28 protein-coding genes are annotated in these 21560 nt (G+C 37.5%); 2 read left to right on the forward strand and 26 right to left on the reverse strand.

What is annotated here, in order from left to right; all coding sequences use genetic code 11:
• Positions 1–3 precede the first annotated feature (3 nt).
• The 9 genes from BLQ87_RS19955 to BLQ87_RS19995 all read right to left on the reverse strand — a co-directional run bounded on the left by BLQ87_RS19955 (position 4) and on the right by BLQ87_RS19995 (position 7242).
• Entirely contained in the window at positions 4–1056 is a 1053-nt protein-coding gene (locus BLQ87_RS19955) for a hypothetical protein (RefSeq protein ID WP_074610294.1), read from the reverse strand.
• Between the two features lie 109 nt (positions 1057–1165).
• Complete coding sequence (locus tag BLQ87_RS19960) at positions 1166–2305, reverse strand: type II secretion system F family protein (protein WP_074610298.1); 1140 nt, start codon at positions 2303–2305, stop codon at positions 1166–1168.
• Positions 2306–2307: 2 nt separating this feature from the next.
• Positions 2308–2781 carry a hypothetical protein gene (locus BLQ87_RS19965; protein WP_074610301.1) on the reverse strand — a complete coding sequence of 158 codons (474 nt, stop codon included), beginning with the start codon at positions 2779–2781 and terminating at the stop codon, positions 2308–2310.
• Positions 2771–3136 (reverse strand): PulJ/GspJ family protein, encoded by a 366-nt coding sequence (locus BLQ87_RS19970; RefSeq protein ID WP_143010493.1) that lies wholly within the window; start codon positions 3134–3136, stop codon positions 2771–2773. Before BLQ87_RS19970 ends, BLQ87_RS19965 begins: the two co-directional genes overlap by 11 nt.
• Positions 3124–4362: a hypothetical protein gene (locus BLQ87_RS19975; RefSeq protein ID WP_074610306.1), complete on the reverse strand. Its 1239-nt coding sequence runs from the start codon at positions 4360–4362 to the stop codon at positions 3124–3126. Before BLQ87_RS19975 ends, BLQ87_RS19970 begins: the two co-directional genes overlap by 13 nt.
• Positions 4363–4379: 17 nt before the next feature.
• Complete coding sequence (locus tag BLQ87_RS19980) at positions 4380–4970, reverse strand: toxin-antitoxin system YwqK family antitoxin (protein ID WP_074610310.1); 591 nt, start codon at positions 4968–4970, stop codon at positions 4380–4382.
• On the reverse strand, positions 4967–5461 hold the full coding sequence (locus tag BLQ87_RS19985) for a hypothetical protein (protein WP_074610312.1): 495 nt from the start codon (positions 5459–5461) through the stop codon (positions 4967–4969). Before BLQ87_RS19985 ends, BLQ87_RS19980 begins: the two co-directional genes overlap by 4 nt.
• A gap of 2 nt (positions 5462–5463) precedes the next feature.
• A complete protein-coding gene (locus tag BLQ87_RS19990; protein ID WP_074610314.1) occupies positions 5464–6414 on the reverse strand; it encodes a fibronectin type III domain-containing protein in 951 nt (316 codons plus the stop codon).
• Between the two features lie 42 nt (positions 6415–6456).
• Positions 6457–7242, reverse strand: coding sequence for a hypothetical protein (locus tag BLQ87_RS19995; protein WP_074610316.1), 786 nt, complete (start codon positions 7240–7242; stop codon positions 6457–6459).
• A 162-nt stretch (positions 7243–7404) separates the two neighbouring features.
• On the opposite strand from BLQ87_RS19995, the gene BLQ87_RS20000 reads away from it, so the two are divergent.
• Together BLQ87_RS20000 and BLQ87_RS20005 are read left to right on the forward strand one after the other, a co-directional pair.
• Positions 7405–8400, forward strand: a complete 996-nt coding sequence (locus BLQ87_RS20000; protein ID WP_074610317.1) for a hypothetical protein — start codon at positions 7405–7407, stop codon at positions 8398–8400.
• Entirely contained in the window at positions 8397–9059 is a 663-nt protein-coding gene (locus BLQ87_RS20005; RefSeq protein ID WP_074610319.1) for a tail fiber protein, read from the forward strand. Before BLQ87_RS20000 ends, BLQ87_RS20005 begins: the two co-directional genes overlap by 4 nt.
• Before the next feature lie 42 nt (positions 9060–9101).
• On the opposite strand, the gene BLQ87_RS20010 is transcribed toward BLQ87_RS20005, so the two are convergent.
• The 17 genes from BLQ87_RS20010 to BLQ87_RS20105 all read right to left on the reverse strand — a co-directional run bounded on the left by BLQ87_RS20010 (position 9102) and on the right by BLQ87_RS20105 (position 21511).
• The gene (locus BLQ87_RS20010; protein WP_074610320.1) at positions 9102–10061 is read right to left on the reverse strand and encodes a hypothetical protein; all 960 of its coding nucleotides are present in this window, start codon (positions 10059–10061) and stop codon (positions 9102–9104) included.
• 34 nt (positions 10062–10095) lie between these two features.
• A complete protein-coding gene (locus tag BLQ87_RS20015; protein WP_074610322.1) occupies positions 10096–11124 on the reverse strand; it encodes a hypothetical protein in 1029 nt (342 codons plus the stop codon).
• A gap of 513 nt (positions 11125–11637) precedes the next feature.
• Positions 11638–12045, reverse strand: a complete 408-nt coding sequence (locus BLQ87_RS20020; protein WP_074610324.1) for a hypothetical protein — start codon at positions 12043–12045, stop codon at positions 11638–11640.
• A 576-nt stretch (positions 12046–12621) separates the two neighbouring features.
• Complete coding sequence (locus BLQ87_RS20030) at positions 12622–13035, reverse strand: hypothetical protein (protein ID WP_074610326.1); 414 nt, start codon at positions 13033–13035, stop codon at positions 12622–12624.
• 107 nt (positions 13036–13142) lie between these two features.
• Entirely contained in the window at positions 13143–13547 is a 405-nt protein-coding gene (locus BLQ87_RS20035; protein WP_074610327.1) for a hypothetical protein, read from the reverse strand.
• A gap of 61 nt (positions 13548–13608) precedes the next feature.
• Positions 13609–14010, reverse strand: coding sequence for a hypothetical protein (locus BLQ87_RS20040; protein WP_074610329.1), 402 nt, complete (start codon positions 14008–14010; stop codon positions 13609–13611).
• 124 nt (positions 14011–14134) lie between these two features.
• Complete coding sequence (locus tag BLQ87_RS20045) at positions 14135–14845, reverse strand: hypothetical protein (RefSeq protein ID WP_074610331.1); 711 nt, start codon at positions 14843–14845, stop codon at positions 14135–14137.
• A gap of 20 nt (positions 14846–14865) precedes the next feature.
• Positions 14866–15228: a hypothetical protein gene (locus BLQ87_RS20050; protein WP_143010494.1), complete on the reverse strand. Its 363-nt coding sequence runs from the start codon at positions 15226–15228 to the stop codon at positions 14866–14868.
• 343 nt (positions 15229–15571) lie between these two features.
• Positions 15572–16018 (reverse strand): hypothetical protein, encoded by a 447-nt coding sequence (locus BLQ87_RS20055; protein WP_074610335.1) that lies wholly within the window; start codon positions 16016–16018, stop codon positions 15572–15574.
• A gap of 704 nt (positions 16019–16722) precedes the next feature.
• Positions 16723–17319, reverse strand: coding sequence for a hypothetical protein (locus BLQ87_RS20065; protein WP_074610338.1), 597 nt, complete (start codon positions 17317–17319; stop codon positions 16723–16725).
• Positions 17320–17330: 11 nt separating this feature from the next.
• Positions 17331–17804 carry an RHS repeat domain-containing protein gene (locus BLQ87_RS20070; protein WP_074610340.1) on the reverse strand — a complete coding sequence of 158 codons (474 nt, stop codon included), beginning with the start codon at positions 17802–17804 and terminating at the stop codon, positions 17331–17333.
• Positions 17805–18247: 443 nt separating this feature from the next.
• Positions 18248–18694, reverse strand: coding sequence for a hypothetical protein (locus tag BLQ87_RS20075; protein WP_074610342.1), 447 nt, complete (start codon positions 18692–18694; stop codon positions 18248–18250).
• A gap of 43 nt (positions 18695–18737) precedes the next feature.
• Positions 18738–19025, reverse strand: a complete 288-nt coding sequence (locus BLQ87_RS20080; protein ID WP_143010495.1) for a hypothetical protein — start codon at positions 19023–19025, stop codon at positions 18738–18740.
• A 311-nt stretch (positions 19026–19336) separates the two neighbouring features.
• Positions 19337–19708 carry a hypothetical protein gene (locus BLQ87_RS20085; protein WP_172664929.1) on the reverse strand — a complete coding sequence of 124 codons (372 nt, stop codon included), beginning with the start codon at positions 19706–19708 and terminating at the stop codon, positions 19337–19339.
• Between the two features lie 166 nt (positions 19709–19874).
• Positions 19875–20327: a hypothetical protein gene (locus BLQ87_RS20090; RefSeq protein WP_143010497.1), complete on the reverse strand. Its 453-nt coding sequence runs from the start codon at positions 20325–20327 to the stop codon at positions 19875–19877.
• A gap of 452 nt (positions 20328–20779) precedes the next feature.
• Positions 20780–21055 carry a hypothetical protein gene (locus BLQ87_RS20100; protein WP_176833000.1) on the reverse strand — a complete coding sequence of 92 codons (276 nt, stop codon included), beginning with the start codon at positions 21053–21055 and terminating at the stop codon, positions 20780–20782.
• A gap of 96 nt (positions 21056–21151) precedes the next feature.
• Entirely contained in the window at positions 21152–21511 is a 360-nt protein-coding gene (locus BLQ87_RS20105; RefSeq protein WP_143010498.1) for a hypothetical protein, read from the reverse strand.
• Positions 21512–21560 lie beyond the last annotated feature (49 nt).

The raw sequence follows: 21560 nt of genomic DNA on the forward strand, positions 1-21560 counted from the left end.
TGCTTATTTGTTGTTTTTTAATTCCAATTCTACCACTCTTTTCCTGAGCTGCTCGTTGTCCTTTTTCATTTCGATCATATACAGGGTCAGCTCTTCTATCTTTTCCAATAATTTCGCGTTCATAGTCCCCAGTTCAACGCCATTCGTTTTCACCTCTGAAGCGGAAGGAATCCCTGGCAAATGCCCGTTTTTATGAATAAACTGTTCCGTATCTGAAAGATCCGGAAGCCGGTAAGATTTTGCAAAAACATAGTCAGGCCAGTTGGCCGTTTCTACCTTGATCTCATGCGCCCGAATTTTTCCATTAACCGATAGTTTTTCTTTTGGCGTACTCGTGCCTAGTCCTAAATCACCTGTACTCGTTAATACAGCCAATAAATTAAGGTTTGATCCACCGGTGCCGGCTAAGGTCACACCGTTCGCAGGATTTGAATCTGAGGTACCGAAGAAATTAAAGCCACCGAAAGTAAATTCCATGTAGGAAGTCCTGTCGCTTAATGGTCTGTTAAAAATCCCGGTCGTTCCCGTAAAATCTATATTGTATCCTACTCCACCATAATTTCCGCCACTATGTCCAATTTTTGCTCCCCTAAGGTTACCCGCATTATAGCCTGACCACTGTACGTCTCCATTCACATCAAGGTCTACAGTTGGATTTACTTTATTTACACCTATTTTGCCATCGTAATTTATGGTTAAACGCGCATCAGATAAACGTGCTGAATTTGCATTCGCCTCCCCGTTATTCAGAAGGTGGATCTTACCTCTCGCAGAGTGGTCCAGTCTTTCAAATACCAAAGCAGATTTTCGATATAAAATATTATTATTCTCCAGGTAACCAAAATGTACACCACTAAACTGCCCGAGATTTAACTGGTATCCGACTGACATAAAATCGTTTGCCGGTGTTCTTACCTCCAATGCCTTTAAAGGGTTTGTGGTCCCTATACCGACGTTTCCGGTAAGATCAAGCTTATTGTCCTGCGCCATAGCGCTATTCCAACCCGGAATTGCCGATAGAATGACAAAAGAGAGTGGAAGAAGGCGTTTTTTCATGAAAGCGTTTATTTTGATGATTTGAGTTAAATACAAAGAGCTACACTCCGCGTATAAAGATATAGATTATTGCTACAATGAATCAAAAATTACTTTAAATAAAAATAAGTTAAAAACTATTGCTCATCTGGAACATTGGAAGGTACATTGCAATCAGAATTACACCTACTACCAGACCTAAAAAGATAATGATCAATGGTTCCAGCAGACTACTAATGGTATTGGTCCGATATTCCACTTCTTCCGTATACTGTGAAGCAATCTTTTCGAAGAAATAGTCCATCCTGTTTACCTCTTCCCCCACCTTAATCAACTGGATCATTTTTGCGGGATAAAAGGGAAATGAAGCCAGGCTCTTGTGCAGAGACTCTCCCTGAAGAATATCCTGTTCTACCTTTAACAATGAGCTCTCAATCGGATAATAACTGATCATCTGCCTTACCAGCGCGATAGAACGCAACAAAGGCGTATCCGTACTCACCAATAAACGCATCGTATTGGCAAACCTGGCCAGGTATATTTTTCTGACGATATCTCCCACCACCGGAATCTTTAGCAGCAGACCGGAAGATATTTTTCTAAACCACTCACTCCTTCTCTTCAGGAAATAAACAACAGTAACCGCAATAATAAATAGCAGGAATAAACTAAAATACCGGTCAAACCAATTCGAGAAACTGATAATTGCCCCGGTAATCCAGGGCAGTTTACCCCCAAAGCGGAGAAAGACATCGGCAAACATAGGCACCACAAATTTGATCATAAAAAATACCGCACCGAGCGAAGAAAGCAATACGATAGCAGGATAGGTCACTGCACTGACAATCTTCCTTCTCTGCTGAATTTTACTCTTATAATACTTCGACAAATCGGTTAAAACCTCACCTAAACGCCCCGTCTCTTCCCCGATCCTGATGCTGTAAAATTCATAATCACTAAATTGCCCCGTTTCTTTTAAGGCCTCCGAGAGTGCCAGTCCCGACAATATTCTTGCTCTGATTCCTTCAAACAATACTTTGTCTTTTGCCTGCTCCTGATCTACAAGGATCAACTCCAGCGCTGTCCGGAGATCTATTCCGGAAAGCAACAAAGTACTGAGTTCTACATATAAACTTTCTTTCTTTTTATCAGGTACCTGTTTACTTCCAAAACTAATGTCCTTGTTAAGAAATGCAAACAAATCATTGCCCTCCGGTTTAGCATCCGGACGCTTCTTTTTCTGGTATTGTGAGATATCTATTGAAGGCATAATTATTGGAATAGGTCCTTTGCACTATATGTTTTCTGATAATAAAGTGAAATTGCCTGTTTGTCAATTTCTGTTTCAAAGCTACACTGATCTACCGGACTACCCTCCACAGCGGCCTCATTCTCAAATAAAAAGTTAAGTTTATCAATTTTTAGCTTAAAGGTATCTGTTCTCAGGGAAAACTGATCACGAAGGAGGTACGCATTGTTAAAATTGTAATTAACAACACCTCCTTCCATTTCTAAAGCCAACCCATCGGGAACTTTAACAATCTTTCTTGCTTTAAGGAAGTCCTGCTTCAATAGTTTGTCGGCGGTAATAAAAGTCGCTATCCGATCTTGCTTTCTGGTAAAGTTAAGGTATGATCCACTTATAATCCTATAAGCCGTAAAAGTAATCGCAATAGCTATTGCGGCGATCAACATCGCTATGGTTACTTCCATCAAAGTAAAAGCAGGCAATTTTTTATTTAGCATCGTCCCTCCCTTTCCTTACAATCCGCCTTGACTTTCCAATTTCTTTCCCATGTTCTATAGCAGAGACGCTAATCTGTAACAGATCCGGATCAGTCCCATAAGGCAGCACTGTTTTTTGAAAAACAATACTGTCAATTTTAACGGTTTCATCAGTCCAGTTGTGTTGAGTTAAAGACTCCTGGATGATCCCCGAACTGAGCGATCTGACCTGTTGCTGTTTCACTGATGCTGAGGAACCAATCACCTTGGTGAAAATTCCTGTTGCCAGTACAAAAACGATCATAATGATCACCATCGCTACGATCACCTCCAAAAGTGTGGAAGCTTTTAAGGTACCCGGTTTCAATTTAGCCACTTTAAAATCCTCCTTTCCGGGGTTCCCCTTTTGAACATCATTGAGCTCAGGTAATATTTACTTAGCAAGTTACGGTTCAGTGTAATGTCAATGAGGTAATTTTCATAGAGTGTAGACGGCGTCTGCATGATAAAGCGTTTTGCATACACTTTTCCATAAACAGTAATGCCTCTTTCCATTTTAATGTAACCGGTTGCAAAGACTTCCCCTCTTAAATGGCTCTTTTCTCCAATGGAAATCATCGTCTGCAAGTCAGTTCTCTTCTTCTCATAGCTCAACAGGACACCCGAAAATGTGACCCCTTTTCCAATACTAATCTTAGATTGTATTTTACTTTCCGCCGACTTAAAAACGCCGGCAAAAGAAGGATAACCGAAAGCACAATCTTTGCCAATCACAATAGAATCTCTTGCAAAAAGCTGACATGTCCCCTTAAATCCTGAGGCGACAATAATGGCTGGTGCATAAACCTGAACATCCTCAAAAACCGCTGTAGCAGAGATATTGACTATCGTATCCGAAACCAGTATAATTTTCCCTTTAAGTTTAACGTCGGTTATTTCCTGTTGATCCGGTGTCAACTTATACAGCAGCACAGGATTAAAAAAAGAATTCGACACGGAATCTCTGACATTAAAGACTGCCCCCTCCTCCACATTGAATTTTTTTTCAATATCTCCTAATAAGGTCTCATTCAAAGGAGGAACACCTCTGCTGCTTTCCGTAATTTTGCCTTTAATCAGCTCTTTACCTTCATAGGGTTTGCCGTCCACATAAGATTGTTTGAGTCCTGATTTAGGCAATTCTCCATCACCAATAAGCTGGGTTTTTCCGCTTAGCGAAAGCGGGCGATCTTCATCGGCCAGATAAATCACGTTAGGATCCAGGAAAGTTGTACCGGCAAAAAAACTGCGTTTCAGTGTATCTTTCAACTCAAATGCTTTCACAAGACCCAGCTCGTAAACACCCCAGATTTCTTTTCTTAAAACCAGGCTGTCTTTCTGCTCTTCAAACAAGTCCGAAACCTGATCCTTATCGTAAGCACTGAATCCTTCAGAAAGCAATATTTCTGTGCCCGAGCTCGTGTTAACAAGTAATTTATCAAACCTGACCTTTTTCTGAACCTCCAACCGGTAATAAAAAGCAATCGTTAATAAGGATGCAGAAATCATTGCAATCAGCAGAGAAACGATAACCACGATGTACAAGGTGGAGGCTTTAAGCATGACTCTTTTTTTGCAAATTACTTACTAAAGATTCGCCTGATGAATCCGGGGATAAAGCTTTTATGACTAGCTACTTTCACTTTACCATTTTTATAAACGATGGTCCTGGTGCTGTCTCCAGTCAAAATTTCCTGTTTCCCGTTTAGCAAGCCATTCTTATATTTTCCTTTTTCAACCGTTCTGCCCAGCGCATCATATTTATGATAACGTCCGTTTTTTTTACCGAAATTCCAGGTATAATCTTCACTTAGTTTTCCATCTTCAGTCCAGCTTTTCCAAATACCGGCTTTCAATCCTTTATGGAAAAAACCTACCTCCTTTAAATTCTTGTTGCTATACCATTCCCTGTAACTACCATGTAGTAATTTCCCACTATATCCACCCTGAGTGATTTGAATTTTATGTCCGTAGAATGAAAAATATTGGTTATCAGGCTCAACTGGCAGTCCCCTGGTTGGCTTTACATAAGCAACAATGGTCCGGCCTTCCTCGTTTACCATAATCTTATGGCTCAATATATCCCCTGGATAGCTCTGTCCGAAGACCTTTCCTGCTAAAAAGATAAAAAGAGCGATCTGAAAAAATACAGTTTGAATAGACCTTATCATTGTTTTATGTGTTTTTGCTTACCCTGCCAAAAGACCAGGATAGAATCTTTTTTATTTTTAATCAACTTTACTCCTTCTAAAAACTCTCCTTCAGAAAGCATACGCTCTTTCCCGTTAACGACAACAATTGAAACAATTTTCTTTGTTACCGGATTCACTACATATCCCGAATATTTTATACTGCTCCAGTTTATTTGAGGTTTGAAAGGTGCAGGTGCAAAGTTTACCGGTTGAGCTGGTACCGCGACAACCTTTGGCTCAGGTGCAACAACACCGAGAAAAGGGTCTTTATAATTTAGTGCAAGTTTAAAAGTATCCGCTTTTAAGGCGTACTGATCATAGGGTTCCTGCTTTCTTACAACTGGCTGGCTTTTCATCTCATAGTCATCATCCATTTGATTAAAAAACACCCTATACAAGATTACTCCCCAAACCACTGCAACCGCACATATCAGCAAATAGGTAAGCTTCTTGTTCTTTCCTACCTGCATATTTATTGAATAATGAAACTCCTTAATTCACTATATGGACCAGGATTACCGGCTTCATCAACAGCCCTAACCGCCCAAAACAACTTTTCTCCAACCAATCCGTCAACAAAAGAATAAGAAGTTGCCGTCAGTGTTACCGGGAAAGTCTTGTCGTAAGGATCCTTACCATTAGTTTGGTATACATAGAGCATGTATTTTTTGGCAGTTGCCAATGCTGCCCATTTCAGGTTAACGGGCTTACTAACGACCACATTATTGGCCGGTGAGATCAGCTCGACCTTTGCCGGCGGAGATTTGTCAAATTTCACATCACGCAACTCAGACCATTTAGATTCGGCAGTATCGTTTTTACCCTGTACCCTCCATTGATAGACCTTCTGCCTGTTAAATACCACAGTAAATTCCAGATTGGATATCGTTTTGTCTAAGAAAAGCTGACTCTCATCAGCAAAATTATTGGTATCAATCTGCAACCTGTATTTATTTGCACCGTATAGACTTGACCATTTAAAAATGGCTGAGGCCTCTGTAGTCACCGCATGATTTGCCGGTGCCAGCAGCTGTACCTGTTGTTGTTTTATCGAAGACAAATGAATGGTAAAAGAAGCACTGACATAAGCCGTTTTACTACTTCCATTTTCTGCCCTCACCCTCCATTCATACTGACCGGGGTCAAGGGGGAATTTAAACTTATTGGTCCGGATAACGGTATCCAGGAGTAATCTGGTCGTTTTATCAAAACTTGGGGTCACGAGTTGTAACCGATACTTTAAAGCATCTTCCACTTCTTCCCACCAAAATGTTTGGTTATAGATGCTGCTCTCGGCACCATTTGAAGGTGCAAGTAACACTACATTTTTTCGATCAATAGACGGCTCGATAAATTCTTTACAACCGATAAAGAGAATAGCGAACAACAGGGCTATTTTCGAGAGGTTATTTATTTTTAACATAAGGCTATAAATGTAGCTAATCTATCACGACATTACCAAGGTTTATTTATTGGCGGAGGATCTTTTTTCGAGGTTAAGTAAACGTTGTTCGAGTGCTTTTACCAGGTCTGTTGTGGCGATATTCTTATTTTCCTGTTCAATCAGATACAATGTTAGCTCTTCCACCTTCTTTAAGAGCTTTTTATTCATCTCTCCAAGATCTACCCCATTCAACTCTGCCTCAGCAGCTTTTGGGATTTCCGGAAGGTGCTTATTTAAGACAATGTACTTTTGCAATTCTTTTAAAGGAGTTAAAGAATAGCGCTCATCGAATACATAATCCGGCCAGTTGCCCACTTCCACTTTAATTTCGCGTGCGCGAATATTTCCATTCACAGAAAGTTTTTCTTTAGGTACGATTGTTCCGATTCCTATATTTCCGGACGGATCTATGGCCAACGCAGAAAGGTCCGTGCCGTCAGGACTGATCACATTGAGTCTGATTTCCTGATCAAGCAACCTCATATAGGAACCTCCTTTTACGTTATTAATCAGGCCGACCTTTGTGGAGATCCCGTTACCATTAATAACGTTGTTTCCAATTCCGGCTCCGGAATACGTCCATCCAGGTTCGCTGGCCCATAAACTCAGGTTCGCCTGACGGGCGGGATTCGGATCGTAATAAAAAAGGTTCATATTGGTACCGGCATGCCCGCCAACAATGTGGAATTTATATTGTGGGATAGTTGTCCCAACGCCAACATTTCCGTCTGCCGGAAAGTGGTTTGTCTGTCCAAAAGAACAAATAGAAGATAGCAATAACATGCCGAACAGGTAAATACATTTCATAGAGAGGCTTTTTATAAAAAACATTTCAGACACCAAAGTAAATATATAATATATATTAAATACAACAATCACATAAACACAATAAAACCAATATATGGTATAAATAAATTAACAATTCATTTATTATCCTCAACTTTATCTCGAAGTACTTAATCAAAGCGTATGAAAAAATTATTACTAAGCCTCCTGTTGGGTTTAACTTTGTCACAAAGCAAAGCACAGGTAACAACAATCACAGGGAATTATAAAATTATTGACATCGGTCTTAACACCAATGGAGATTATACCCGTTCAGTCGTTTTATTACATGAGATCTATAATGGCGCAATGCTATCTCTTAATTATGCAATAGGAACGATAACTGCATTACGGGGACACACCAGTGCTTTCAACAGGATAGATGTTGTCAACGTTAATACTTCATCCTCCTATTCCACTGCGTCTGGAACCATCAGTTCTGTTGACAGAGATCCTTACGAAAATAAAACCATATGGAAATTAAAAACCTGTCTCTATGCTGGAAAAAAGTACATGGCTGTTGACGTACCTTACGGTGATGCCCATCATGACTTTGGTTTTAAATTTAGTGGCTCCACGCTCTCTTCCGGAGAAAACATGAAAATTGTCTCTTATGAAGTTAAAGGCCAGCCTATAAATCAGCAGCTGATCAGTGAAATTCAGGACTTTAGTTCCGACATGATTGAAAATCATCAGGTAGCGAGCTTAAGCATCAGCGGAAATGTAGGAATCGGCACTACAAATCCTAAAGAAAAACTTTCCGTTAATGGCAACATCCGTGCCCGTGAAATCAAAGTGGAAGTAGGCAACTGGCCGGATTATGTGTTTTCTAAAGCGCATCAGATTTCGCCATTGAAAGAAATCGAGAAACACATTACAGAAAAGGGACATCTGCCTGGAATTCCTTCTGCTTCGGAAGTCAGCAAAGAAGGAATTAGCCTTGGTGAAATGAATGCAAAACTCCTGGAGAAGATAGAAGAGCTCACTTTACATCTGATTAAGGAAAATAAGATGAATATTGAGCGCCAGATCACGCTGAGCGAACAACGTGAAGCCCTAAAAATACAAGACAATAAAATTAAAAATCTGGTAAAAAGACTAGACAAACTGGAAAACAAAAACAACAAAACACCACGATGAAAAAAATCTATTTCACACTACTATTCCTTGCGGTTATCAAACTAAGCCAGGCACAGGATCAAATCATAAACGGAGATCTTACGATCGGTCATGACGGCGGAGCAGTAACAGGTCCGGGAAAAGTGCTCTACTTTGGCGGAGTTCAATCTAACACGGATGCACTCTCTATTTTTAGGTATAACAGGGAACATAATTCCAGCGATTTACGCATTAACTTCAGCGACGATGTGGAGACGGGGGCAGACAGATTTGTTGTAGGCACACAAAGCTGGGTTTCTCAGCGCTATACCCCTTATTTCATCGTCCTTGCGGATGGAAGAATCGCAATTGGAACTGAACAACCTGGAGATGAAAAGCTATCGGTTAAGGGGAAGATCAGAGCTCAGGAAATCAAAGTCGAAGCAGATAACTGGCCGGATTATGTGTTTGCAGCCGACTACAAATTGCCCAGCCTCCAACAAATCGAAAAGGACATTAAAAACACCGGACACTTACCAGGTATTCCTTCGGCAAAAGAAGTGAAATCTACAGGCATTGATCTGGGTGAAATGAATGCCCGTCTCCTGCAAAAGATAGAAGAATTAACCTTACATCTGATCGCGCAGGATAAACGATTGCAGGAACAAGAGCTGAAAATCCAGCAGTTAATTAAGAAATAAAAGACAGGTAGGTCTGATCCCTAAGTCCAGACCTACCTATTATTATTTTTGGCCTGAACCAAGGATCAGTTTCATCTTATTTTCAAGATCTTCCACCTTACTAGTCAATTTTTTAAGTTCTGTAATCTCTTTGTCTTTTGAGATGAGGTGCAAGGTCAGTTCTTCAATTTTCTTTAACAAAAGTTTATTCATACTTCCCAAATCTACTCCTTCCCTTTCGGCTTCGGTTGCAGATGGAATTTCGGGAAGGCGTTTATTTTGTGCAATGTATTTTTCCAGTTCCCCTAAAGAAGGTAAAGAATAATTCTTTTCAAACACATAATCCGGCCAGTTTGCAGTTTCTACCCGGATCTCATGCGTCCTCATTTTACCGTTAACAGCCAATCTATATTCTCCGGTACTCAACGTACCTATTCCTAAAGAACCATTCATATAGTTTAACCCACCATTTAGAGAATAAAGCGTGCCTTCTGTTGTTTTACCCCAGGAATTTATATTCACATCAACTTCTGTTTTAAAACTATGTACAGGACCGCCTACTTCCTGAAATGGTAGCGGATTTTTTACTCCATCATAAATTTCCGGATTTTGAGTCACATTTGAATCGTAATAATAAGTCGTATTTCCACGCAGCCAAATAATGAAATCATAACTACTGCTACTACCGGAGGCATCCCGATAACCGGCAATAAACGGCACCTCCTGCGTCGTCATCTTATTGTACCTCTGCCATATATCCACATCAGTAAATCGTGCTCCATTCCCCCAAAGGGTATTATGAAAAACAAATTTAGCCATTAAAGATCCTTTCCAATTATTATCCTGATGTACAGATGATCGACCAAGTCGAATTTCGGTAGGGATATGGTTTATCCAGTTTATATCCTTAAAGACTACAGGATAAAATTTATCGAGATCTCCCCCGACAATTAAAGGTGCCGTTTGAGCTTTGACAAAGACTGTCATTAGCAACATCAATAATAAAAGCGCATTTTTTTTCATAAAAAATATTTAAAAGTTATAGGGTATCTTGTTATCAGTTTTTATGATGTTGTTTTAACATCTTCTCCAGTTTATCCATCCTGATTTCCTGAAGTTGGATTTTTTCATTTTGAAGGCTTAGCGCTTTGTCCTTTTCGATCAGGTGAAGTGTCAGTTCTTCAATCTTCTGCAACAACAGCTTATTCATTACCCCCAAAGAAATCCCTTCCTTTTCCACCTCCTTTGCAGATGGAATTTCAGGCAAATGCTGATGTTTCAGGATATAGGCTTCCAGCTCTTTCAGAGATTCCATTTTATAATCTTTAGCAAATACATAATCCGGCCAGTTACCGGCTTCCACTTTAACTTCACGAGCGCGAATATTTCCATTTACGGATAACTTTTCTCTCGGACTTGGGGTTCCGATACCAATATTTCCATTGACGTCAATCCTCATTCGTTCGAGATTTTTATCGGTGTTAAAAGCCAGGAAACCACCTTCCGTCCCCAGTCCACGAAAGAAATTGATAGAACTGTTTACCGTACCATAGAAGCTATGCTCCAGGGAAAAACTCTTACCCTCATAATTAGCCAGCTGCGTCCCAAAGCCCCTGACTCCTAAAAACGTTCCTTCTCCCGTCCCATCTCCTTCAGGTAATCTTCCGAAGACGGCACCTAGTTTCTGACTGCTGATGTCTTCTCCTACATCCAGCAAAACCCTTGGATTGGTTGTTCCTATCCCAACATTGTTGTTGGTAATACTCATCACCATTTTAGCTCCGGTCGACAATTCCAAGGGTCCAAGTGGATATCCCTGATTATAAAATCTAATTCCACCGTACATAGAATGGGCTGAAAATGTTAGTCCGTCATGGTTATTCATCACAAAGGGAAATCTATTGCTTGGATTTGGCCTGACATCAACTGCAGGATTGCTATTTAACCCCCATCCGGAGAACTCAGCAGATCCGCCTCCTTTGGTGAGCCTTTCCACGTTTAAATTGTTATAAACTGCATCTTGTGACTGCGCCTGGATACAGAGGAAAAATCCACAGACTCCTGACAGCATTAATTTCTTAACCATATTTATTTTTTTGAATTTCTAGTTTTGTCAACACTCACAGTCCTGGCGATTACTTAAATGGCACAGATCAGGTTCAAAATCAATGAGACTATTAAATATATCTCCAAAAATAAAACTATATATTACCGATGAGCTATTTTTTCTTTAAGTTTAATGAATATAAAGACAAAAATCTGTTTCGTTTCATTTTAGAATTAACGAAGAGATCGGGACATTCGCTACCGGCCAGGCGGCAGATCGCGATTAGTTACTCCAAATAAAGTAGATTTAAGTTGTTTTTCCGAAATAGCAGACACCTCCACTGCCAGCACTTTCAGTAGGGCTCAACATATAATTTAGTTATGCTTAGAGGTTCAGCATCATTGCAACGACCTCCCCATGGCATCTTAGTAGCATATTTTCATCCTTTTAATATCAATAACTAAACGTTGGATTATAAGAAGGCTTTTTTCTGATACACTTACCCAGGCATTCATAGCACCTGGTGTAAATAATAACAACGATACCAGAGTACTACTTCTCCCAATGTACACCAAATATGATTACTAAAGCTATTGGAAAAAGAAAAGCAAGTAAAATATAACATCCCTTCAACATCCTCGTTCCCCTTGTCTCGTCTTTCCAGTAATAGCGGTATTGATTATACTTGCCATTATATTTTTTATAATTATAGATCATAAAAAAAAGACCTATTGCAGCACCTATATAACCGAATTGTTTAGCGTATAATGCTCTTGTATCTGCCATTATAATCCATTTACCAATTTCTAATAATATTACTTCAATAAAAAGTGCTTGCATTAACGAAATGATAGCAATTCCGGTAAAACCAGTTCGTCCATCTCTCTTAAAGAAAAGTTGAGTTATCCTGTAATAAATGTATTCAAAAAAGAAATTCATTTTATTATTTGAAGTATTCATGCTTCTAATGTACAACATTTATTCGTTACGAATGGTGGTATCAACTCCATCTCCAATCCGATCAGGTTATCGTTTTCCCCGTTACAAGCCCTGTCCCTAAATCAGCAACCACGTAGAGAAGGCAAAAAATCGGGAACATAATACACAGTTGGCACATTCGCTGTTGGTGCGTTCGCTCCATGACTAAAATGAGCGGAAAGTGTAGCCGAGGTAGTATTGTAATTTTGATACCTGTTATATTTTATTATGTTTTTATCTCCATCCTTTACTGGAACTTTTTGAGGAGAACAAAAAGCTTTACGAACGTTTGCTGCAAAGCGAACGGGAAAAGGTTGAGCTGCTGAAAAGCAAGTAAGACGGTTTAAGAAAGACCAAGTTGCGCAGGTCTTTCAATCCCTTACCGCCCACCGGCGGTAGGGCGAGTAGGTTTTTGGGTGCCACAAAAACACAACTTGCAGCATAAAAAACAAACGCATTAACAGATATACAGATAGTTGTATATACATCTATACCGACAGCAAAAAAAAGCCTGGCACAATGGCCAAGCTCTGATATTATAACATTCTAACCAACAAATCATTGTTTCCATCCACCTGGTGGCGGGTCTAAATACAGAGAGAATAACAGATTAGCAAAAAAGAACAATGTTATACCTGCTACTATCCAGCCACCTTTATTATTTTTTTCCTCTGGCCATTTATCGAACTCTTTTACATAATCTTTCCATCTATCATCCCGCCAAAAAGCAAACCACTTGATTATGAGAAGCAATATAAAAGGCACAAGAACCTTAATCGAAATAAAATTAAGTTGACCTCGTTTATGCGATAAGACATCGTAATAACAATTCAATGAGAAGAGAATCCAAATCTCTATACTCATAACAACAATTATTGCTTTAGTATCAGTTAGCCATCTTGTAGTTTTAAAAGCTTCAAAAAGCTTATAAAACTTATAGAATAAATAATAATACATTACTTTTAAACTCATCCTTTTAACATCAATAACTAAACGTTAGATTATAAGAAGGGTTTTTCTGATATATCTACCAGGCATTCATAGCGCCTGCTGTAAATAATAACAACGATACCAGAGTACTACTTCTCCCAATGTACACCAAATATGATTACTAAAGCTATTGGAAAAAGAAAAGCAAGTAAAATATAACATCCCTTCAACAGCCTCGTTTCCTTTGTCTCTTCTTTCCAGTAATAGCGGTATTTATTATACTTGCCATTATATTTTTTATAATTATAGATCATAAAGTAAAGAGCTATCGCGGCACCTATGTAGCCAAATTGCTTAGCGTGTAATGCTCTCGTACTTGCAGCAATAACCCTGTTACCAATTCCTATTAAAATCGCTTCAACAAAAAGCGTTTGCATTAACGAAATAATAGCAATTCCGGTAAAACCAGTTCGTCCATCTCTCTTGAAGAAAAGTTGGGTTATCCTGTAATAAATATATTCAAAAAAGAAATTCATTTTGCCAGCTGAAATCATTATCCTCCCCTCATTTAGGTAATCTTTATAAGAACAATAAAATGATATTCATTTATAAACATCACTCTCTCCACCATTTCTTTATCCTCCCTTCAAGAGATGGTTTTGGCTTCTGTTGTCTCGTTGTTGGATGTTGTCTTTTTTGATCAGCGATCTTCTTTCTATTTTTATCGGCAACGATGACAAGTAAAACAGCAGTAATAAATATGTAAAGAATGATTAGCATCCCTCCTCTTAAATCCTTTTTAAAATTATATTCCAAAAAACGTTTTCTTTTTACAAAAGCGAAGTAATTTAATATCCATATAATTCCAACGGGAACTAACACATAATATTTGCCAGGAATTATGTCTCTAAAAAAGCTTCTATAAACTAAAAATGAATAAATTGTAAAAAAATTAAAACCAATTAACACAGTGCTTATTGAAGTAACATAAATTAAAGGGATATCTTTTTCTTTCATTCTATCTGTATAGAATCTGTAAATTCTAAACAATAAATAACTATATAACTTCATTAATGTGTTGGTTTATCGGATAAGGCTCCTCCGATAATCGACTCATATACAACACTTACCGCAGCTCCACTTATAACAGCATGGAATAAAAGTCGCTTTTGTCTTTAGTGTACCAATTGCCATTGATGTAGTAGTACTTATTCTTTTCTATTTTAACGACAGGAATGTCACTTTTTATGTACTTCTTGCTGCTACTGTTATCGTTTAGATTATGAAACGTGTAATAACCCATCGTTGGCTCGTAGTTGCTGTAAAAAGCTTTGTTTTTTTTATCAAAAGCTAAAAACCCAGTTTTATTATATTTATAATTCGACTTAGGACTACGTTTAGAACTCTTTTCATTGTGAATATTTAAACTCAACTTATAGGTATTCGCATCATGCCCACCCAATGTTACCTTTAGTTTAAAAAGTGAATACTCACTTGGTCTCATATCGTAAGTTGTAAGTGAGTTAACATGTAGGGCTTGGCAAAGCTTGCCATTGGAAACATACAGTATTAACTGGTTTATTGCATCCTCGTTTGACCCAGCCCTTTTCACATAATTAATCTGTAAAAACACTTTATTTAATACATTGACAGTATCAACACTCATATAGTTATTTATCAATAAGGTATCTCGTAAATAACTAATGGTTAGCATTCCACTTGAAGGCTTATAATACAAATTAATGGTTGCTTTATTGCCCTCAAAAGATTCTATCTTATAAGATTGGGCTTTTGCAGAGCCGATCGTAACATAAAAACCTATTAATAATATAACAATTGTCTTTTTTATCATAGTTCAAAATTTATTAGTTGTTATCTAAATCCAAAAAATGTTGAATTGCCCGCCACTATAGTAATGGTGAATATCCCCGCACTGACTCGCTGAAAATTACTATCATTGGCCCTTCCTTGAGGGGTTAAAGGTGTTGCACTCCAACTAATAGCTCCGTTTGAATAATCCATTGTCTCACGGTTGTCATACGCCTGCAACGAACCTACTATGTAGGGCAGGGTACTCGCTCTTATTTGATTCATGGTCATACCCATAACCATTTTATATTCATATTGATTAGGATGTCGGAGAATTTGATAATTGCCCTTGACTGTTTCCCCGCGGCTTCTACTGTGTATTGAGGTAGCCATCCAATTTGGATCATTTAAATCTGAACCTGCCACATCTAATCTATTTAACAAAACACTTCCTTTGCTCTTGCTGCGACTCTATTTCCGGCCCAATTGCACGCTGCACTAGTAGTGTATCCAATACCAGCAAAATAATTGCCAATTTCCACATATAATATATTCAAACAATTTGAAAACTAATTTATGGTAATTTCAGCTAGAATCTATAGCCACTCTCAGTAGTAGAATATCTTATCGAACTTCATACAAACAATCCACCTTCAATATTAAAGCCAAGACACTGAGAACCATCATCCACAATAGAACCCGGTACCCTCCCCCCATAGCCCAATGATGCTACTTAATAAATAGGCAAACAGTTCGATTTTGAATCATATTAGATAAGTTGCTGATCTTTAAAATAATCTTCCAAGTCAGCCTTAAAACTACTAATATCAAAGTCTTTGATTTTCGACTTCATTTTTTCAAAAATTGTTAAAGATGCTAAAATTTCTCTTCCTAAAATCTTCTTTGACATCTCTTCATCAGCATTTTTGAATTCATCAAAATCTATTCTAATAAGATATTCAAAACTATCTTCTAACGTAATAGGAATACCATCAAAGTTAACCACCTTCACTCCCTTCGTATACCTAGGTTTTTTTGGTTTAAAAAACTGCTCAAACTGGGGTGAGACACAGACAATACCAATAGTATAAGCTTTTATATCGGCTCCATATTGCCTGTTATGAAAATGACGTTTTAAGTCCTCAGACAAAGACTGAATTATTTTTGATTTCCCTTCAACTTTATGTGTTATAGTAATTGCTAACCCAAATTTCATGTTATATATCTATTCAAAAATGTTTATTTTTTGTGCCCAAGTATATAAACAGGCTACTGCTCGTAAATCATATCAAGGCTTTATCAACAGGTCTGAATAAACATTGTAAGATCTAATCGTTTGTAATGAGTTATCTTTCTTTGCAAATCCGATAATTTCATCAATCGTCCCCTTGTCATATTGAACTTTTAGTTTATACTAATCTTTATAAGAACAGTAACAATAAAATGATATTCATTTATAAACATCACTCGCTCCACCATTTCTTTATCCTCCCTTCAAGAGATGGTCTTGGTTCTAGTTCTTTTGTTGCCGGGTATTGTCTTTTTTGATCAAAAACCTTCTTCCTATTGTGATTGGCAACTATGATATATGAACCGATTGTAATGAGTATATAAAAAGCAACTAACACTCCACCCCTGATATCCTTTCTAAAATTATATTCTAAGAATCGACCACCTTTTACGAAAACAAAATAATTCAACATCCATAAAACTACCGCTATAAGAACCACATGATACTTACTGTTAACAACATCAACAACAACGTTTTTATAAACAAGGAAGCAATATATTGTATATAAATTAACATAAATAAAGATAGTACTTATGATACAGGTTGTAATTATCGGATTGTCTTTATCCTTTAGTTTTTCTAAACTATATATATATATATTCTAAACAAAAAATAACTGTAGTAGTTTATCATTTTTTTACTGGCTTTTCAAATAGTGTATCATTGGAATATGTTTCACGCAAATATTTCTCCCCAAAATACGTAATACTTATGGCTGCACCAATAGGCCCCATAAATCCTATCGCACCAAAGGTAGCATCAACTATAGCTTCAGTTCCTGAAATTTGACCGCCTCCATATTGATATACTGTTATCAATAGTCCCAGACCGCCAGTAAGTTTACCTGTTAAAGCAAGAGACTTACCAGCAGTCCTTAGTGCGCTTGTTGGAACATGAATATTTGCGACTGCAGTTCTTAAAACTGTAATTTCGTTTGCCACTCCATATAATGACCTGCTTTTAATGACATTTCCTGCCCAATTTGAGACTGCCCCTACGACGTACCCTCCCCCCGCAAGATAATTGCCGATATCACCGTTGTGCGCATCGAAATATTTTTTAATTCCTCTCAGATTGGCACTTGAAGTACTTTTCTTCTGAGCTGTAATATTCACCTCTTTAAGCATAATTCCAGTTGGTGTATAACCACCAGAATTCTGTACTAATGAGTTACCCCAGTTACCTCCAATGCCTCCAACACTAGTATATGACCAGGAACTGAACATGTCATTATACCTCACACCAGCATCAAAAACATCATTCGAAGTAGCAAAATCACGAATTCCACCACCTGGCGTCCAGGTCCCCCAAGCTTCCCATGCCCCCCAGTTCCCCCGTCTTGGTACCTTTCTAACATCTCACTTATAAGTTTGTCAAATTTAGGATCTGCACCACTTGGATCGGAAAATGAAATAGGGTTATTGAATACGAATTGATAGGCCGAAAATTCACTGTATTTTACTGCTTCCGGATCGATGCCATTAAATCTTCCTAGTACCGGATCATATTGACGAAAGAAAGTATTGTAAAGGTCCGGATCATTATCAAAGTCAGCCAGCCACTCACTTCCCCCATTAAATAGCGCCGTATTAGGATTACCTGGCTTGGATAACGGAGCATGTTGCATTCCAAATGCATAATAACTACTCTCCTGCCGAACTTCCGCCTGCCCATTAGCCCCCTCCTCAAAACTTACCCTTACATTATTCAAATGGTCACGAATAAAATACTCATACTTTACGTTGTCCGCTGAAATTCTCACCCGCCCTTCGGCATTAGTGATAGCGCTGAGGACGCTGTTTTCATATAGGAGTCCATCCAGATAATCTTGCTGTTTCAGCAGATTTCCGCTTTGATAAACCGATTTCTTAATCCCTTCACCTGATGAAACATAGTTAAACTCTATTATATTTGGAAGGATCGGAAATATAAGACATCCGGCTCACCTTCCTAATTTCATTATAGATATAACTTATTCCCTTATTTTTATCCTTAATAAGATTACCATCATCATTAAATTCATATTCCTTACTCTCTTTCATAAGCTTGAGAGATTCCGTACAGTACTTAAACCCAAGCCCCCAAACGGAGTAGGCTTAAGTAAACTCAACTGAGCCAAAGAATCCAACTATTGCACCTTTCGAATCAGAGAAATTACCATCTGAATTTACTTGGAGACCTTAAATATCCTGAAAACACCAAGTTAGCAAATAGAAGAGCCACTATCAACAAGACAATCCAGGTCCCTCTTCTATTTTTTTCTTTTGACCATAGATCAAACTCTTTAAAGTAAGCTTTCCATGTGTCGTCACGTACAAAAGCAACCCACTTAATCGTTAAAATTACTAAACAGGGTAAAAGGATTTGAAATGAGAAAAACTCACGTCTACTATCTTGCCCTTTTAACAAATCGTAATAGTTAAATAATGAAAACAAAAACCATGTTTCTAAAGCCATAACTACAACACCGGCCTTCATTTCAGTTAGGGATGTTGATTTTAGGGTTTTAGCAATCTTGTAAAACTTATAAAACAAATAATAATACATAACTTTTAAACTCATCCTTTTAATATCAATATCATAGCTAACTTTGATTTTCAATGACAGATTTTAATAAATGCCTGATCTATTTGCATTCGCAGCACTACTTCTTCCAATGTACGCCAAATATTATTACTAAAGCTATTGGGAAAAGAAGCGTAAGTACAACATACCCTCCCTTCAAAATCCTCGTTCCCTTTGTCTCGTCCTTCCAGTAATACCGATATTGATTGTACTTACCATTATATTTCTTATTGTTATAGATCATAAGGAAAAGACCTATTGCAGCACCTATATAGCCAAATTGTTTTGCGTGTAGCGCTCTCGCGTCTACCTTCATCATCCATTTGCTGGTTTCCAATAGAATTACGGCAATTAAAAAAGTCTGCATTAATGAAATAAAAGCAATCCCCGCAAACCCAGTTCGGCCATACCTTTTAAAGAAGAATTGGGTTATTCTGTAATAAATATATTCAAAAAAGAAATTCATTTTATTATCTTCCGCATTTACGCACCCGACCTACAATTATTATTCGTTGCCAATGGAATCCACTCCGTAGCAATTCGGTCGGCAATTATTTTCCTCTTTTCAGATTCGGTCCTTAAATCGGCAACAACGCAAATAATACCGAAAACCGGGAGATTCCATATCTGTATGTTGTTACTAAAATTTACACTAATTCACACCGTAAAAGACTGTTACTACTGGATTAACAAGTCAGAATTCGCATGATATGAATTTAACTTGACCTCTCCTCCGTTTGGTTTTTTAAAACCTATTATCTCATCAACAATCCCTTTATCATAAGTTACTTTTAGCTTATAATTATAGGATATTTCATTTTTAGATCCTGTAATACATTGTGTATAATGATCATCTATAGCATAGCTTTTATAATTACCTACCTTGTTATTGATGAGTTTCAGCATTTTACTTACTCCATTAGCTCCTGCCAATTGCTTTAGGCTATCACCAACTAAGCCATCCACAGCTTCATAGTTTTTATCAGCAATATTGGCGTAGAATTTATTTAAAAAGATTTTACCATTATTATTGTCTTCCTCTCTATTCACGTAAACATTACTATAAGTGCATGAACTCCCTAGGAAAGTAATTAACAACATACTACATATCAATTTTTTCATTGAATTTTATCAAAAAATAAAATATTTCCACTTTTACACTTAACTCAATTATCAAGCCCTGCCACCAGCCGGGCTGATTCATTGATATACTTAATCAATCAACGATTTCTTCGCTATTTTCTGCTATCAATATTCGTGCAATAAATTCTTCTGCATTGCTCTTTTGACTAACAAGTTCAATACCAAATGTAATTATTAAAAATGCTCCAAGAACAAGCATAATTACGCTGTACAAGCAAGTGAGTATTAATATCGTAGCAAGCGCTAAAAGAATATATTTATACGAAACAAAATATGTCAGTTTTACATTATTTTCCTCTGCCTCGAATAATTCCAAAATGCCAGTTTGCAGCTTCGAAGCAGACGCACCCCGCATTTCAAATCTAGGTGGGCCCGAATTATCAAATGTAATACGTTTATCGGTTTGTTGGGTTATTCGATACTTGTCCTCTCGTAGTTCCGAAATAGCTCTTTGATGAACGATATATAAGTCCAAACGAGTATTTTGCGATATCTCGTACTTTAACCTTAAGTTATTAATATTCATATTATTTACCTCCAAGGAATGTTTGTGCATTTATATAAGAACGGGTAAAGTCAACTGGTGGCGTGGATAAGGATTACCAATTAAAAAGGTCCATGCGTATGAGAAGGTGTCATTCCAATTACCCTTAACACCATAGCCCAATCCAAAACTAACGCCAACTGCAGAGTAGGTGGTACTTTTAGCAGCTGCTGCGCCGAAAAATAAATAGCTAACAGATTTCCCATTGCTAGCCCCCGCCAATCTGAGAAGGTAGGTTTATTATTACCAATAGGTAGTATAGCTCCCCCTGTAGAACCACCCGAAAAGCCGACTCCTGCGACGCTGTAAACAGTTTGATATCTTTGTAACCACCCTTTATCGGTTTCGATAGTTCCATATTCGTAAGCAGCCTCGCCCCCATAGCCCAATGATCATACTTAATAAATAGGCAAACAGTAAGATTTTGAATCATATTAGATAAGTTGCTGATCTTTAAAATAATCTTCCAAGTCAGCCTTAAAACTACTTATATCAAAGTCTTTGATTTTCGACTTCATTTTTTCAAAAACCTCTAAAGATGCTAAAATTTCTCTTCCTAAGATCTTCTTTGACACTTCTCCATCAGCATTTTTGAATTCATCAAAATCAATTCTAATATCGTATTCAAAATTATTTAAAGCATAAAAGGAATACTTAAACAACAACAATCTAAACATAATTACCAGCCTATCAGTAATGGAATATCCCAAAACACCCTCTTTCTTACTGAAAAACCAACTCCTACACTATCTATACCCAAGCCACGATGGCGCGCCCTCTTTGTTCAAAGATCCACACAATCAAAACTAATACTTTAGTTTTGATATTACCACTTGCTGATGTCTTTGTTTAAATATTTTGTCACGGTTATAATTTGCAATCACAATAAATGAAGCTGCCGTAAACAAAATATAAAGAATAATTAACATCCCACCATTCGCATCTTTCTTGAAATTATTATCTAAAAACTCTTTCTTTCTCACAAAAACGAAATAATTCAATATCCATATAATTCCAATAGGAATTAATACATAATATTTGCCGGGAATTATGTCTTTAAAAAAGCCATTATAAACGAAAAATGAATAAATTGTAAAAAAATTAAAATAAACCAACAATGTACTTATTGAAGTAACATAAATTAGCGGGATATCTTTTTCTTTCATTCTATCTGTATAGAATCTGTAAATTCTAAATAATAAATAACTATATAAC

It is taken from the genome of Pedobacter steynii, assembly GCF_900103665.1.
In the GTDB taxonomy this organism is placed as follows: domain Bacteria; phylum Bacteroidota; class Bacteroidia; order Sphingobacteriales; family Sphingobacteriaceae; genus Pedobacter; species Pedobacter steynii.